At 68.1% G+C, this 2,269-nt stretch carries 2 protein-coding genes; both read left to right on the top strand.

Annotation, left to right across the window (positions count from 1 at the left end; genetic code table 11):
- Positions 1 to 666: HlyD family secretion protein (locus ACDELDRAFT_RS21500; RefSeq protein ID WP_005800490.1), on the top strand; the 666-nt coding region annotated here is incomplete at its 5' end.
- 184 nt (positions 667 to 850) lie between these two features.
- On the top strand, positions 851 to 2,269 hold a 1,419-nt coding region (locus tag ACDELDRAFT_RS21495), incomplete at its 3' end, for a DHA2 family efflux MFS transporter permease subunit (protein WP_005800488.1).

The raw sequence follows: 2,269 nt of genomic DNA, 5'->3' as shown, positions 1-2,269 counted from the left end.
TATCTCGCCGTGCAGCGCGTGCAACTCGTGGCGCCGCTCGATGGCCACGTGGCCAAGCGCGGCGTGCAGGTGGGCCAGCGCGTGCAGGCGGGCGCCCCGCTGATGACGCTGGTGCCGCTGAACGACCTGTGGGTCGATGCCAACTTCAAGGAAAGCCAGCTCAAGAGCCTGCGCATTGGCCAACCCGCCGAGCTGGAAGCCGACGTGTACGGAACCAAGGTGACCTACCGCGGAACCGTGACCGGCCTGGGCGCCGGCACTGGCGCCGCATTTGCGCTGCTGCCCGCCCAGAACGCCACCGGCAACTGGATCAAGGTGGTGCAGCGTGTGCCCGTGCGCATTGCGCTCGACCCCAAGGAAGTGGCCGAGCACCCGCTGCGCGTGGGCCTGTCGATGGAAGTGAAGGTGGACACGGCCGACCAGAGCGGCAAAACCCTGGCCGACACGCAGCGCACGGCACCCGTGGCCGCCACGGCCGTGTTTGACGAGCAATTCAAGGCCGCCGACGACGAGGTGGCCCACATCATTGCCGCCAACCTGGGCCGCAGCGGCAAGGCTGCGGTGGCCGTGGCGTCGCCCAAGGTGGGCAGCCAGGCTGCCGTGCAGGCGCAGAAACATGCGTCGGCGCCGGTGCATCCGGCGATGCAGTCGCCGGTGGTGCAGTGAACGGGTGACCACGCATGACTGCCGCCAACCCCACTGCTGACGCTGCCAGCCAGGTGCCCGCCACGGCGGCGCCTGCTGCTGCGTCACCCCCCACCGGCCCCCGCCCGGGCCGCCCACCGCCTACCCGCCGCTGCATGGCACGGCCCTGCTGCTGGGCACGCTGTCCCTGTCGCTTGCCACGTTCATGAACGTGCTTGACTCGTCCATCGCCAACGTCTCCATCCCCGCCATTGCCGGCAACCTGGGCGTGAGCCCCGGCCAGGGCACCTGGGTCATCACCAGCTTTGGCGTGGCCAACGCGATCTCGGTGCCGCTCACCGGCTGGCTCACGCAGCGCTTTGGCGCGGTGCGGCTGTTCACCATGAGCGTGCTGCTGTTCGTGCTGACCTCGTGGCTGTGCGGCTTTGCGTCGTCGCTGGAAATGCTGGTGTTCTTCCGCGTGCTGCAGGGCCTGGTGGCCGGGCCGATGATTCCACTGAGCCAGACGCTGCTGCTGGCCAGCTACCCGCGTGCCTTGGCAGGCACGGCACTGGCGCTATGGGGCGTGACCACGCTGGTCGCGCCGGTGGTGGGGCCGCTGCTCGGCGGGTGGATCACCGACAACATCTCGTGGCCGTGGATCTTCTACATCAATGTGCCGGTGGGCCTGCTGGCCGGGGTGCTGACCTGGGGCATCTACCGCAAGCGCGAGACGCCCATCCGCAAGCTGCCGATTGACACCGTGGGCCTGAGCCTGCTGGTGCTGTGGGTGGGTGCGCTGCAGCTCATGCTCGACAAGGGCAAGGAGCTCGATTGGTTTGCCTCGGGTGAGATCGTCACCATGGCCGTGGTCGCGGTGGTGGCGTTCGCCGTCTTCCTGGTGTGGGAGCTGACCGAAAAGCACCCGGTGGTGGACCTGAAACTCTTCAAGGGCCGCAACTTCACGTTCGGTGCGCTGGCGCTGTCGGTGGCCTACGCCCTCTTCTTCGGCAACGTGGTGCTGCTGCCGCTGTGGCTGCAGCAGTGGATGGGCTACACCGCCACCTCGGCCGGCATGGCGCTGGCGCCGGTGGGCGTGTTCGCCATCCTGCTCACGCCGCTGGTGGGCAAGAAGGTCGGCCAGTGGGACCCGCGCCGCATGGCCACGGGCGCGTTCATCGTGTTCAGCACGGTGCTGTGGATGCGTTCGCAGTTCACCGTGCAGACGGACTTCATCCACATCCTGATCCCCACGCTGCTGCAGGGCGCGGCCATGGCGTTCTTCTTCATTCCGCTGACCACGCTGACGCTGGCCGGTGTGTCGCCAGATCGCATCCCGGCGGCGGCGGGCCTGAGCAACTTCGTGCGGATCACCGCCGGGGCCATGGGCACCTCGATTGCCACCACACTGTGGGAAAGCCGCGCCGCCATGCACCACGCGCACCTGACCGAGGGGCTGGTGCAGGGCCAGGGGGTGTTTGCGCAAACGCAGGATGGGCTCGTGGCATCGGGCCTGACGCAGATGCAGGCGCTGGCGCAGATCAACCGCCTCATCGACCAGCAGGCATTCACGCGCGCGGCCAATGACATCTTCCTGGGATCTGCCGGGTTGTTCCTGCTGCTGATCGGCCTGATCTGGCTGACG

Source organism: Acidovorax delafieldii 2AN, assembly GCF_000175235.1.
Taxonomy (GTDB): domain Bacteria; phylum Pseudomonadota; class Gammaproteobacteria; order Burkholderiales; family Burkholderiaceae_C; genus Acidovorax; species Acidovorax delafieldii_B.
Note: the sequence above shows the minus strand (reverse complement) of the source record. Positions and strands in the feature narration are given on the sequence as shown.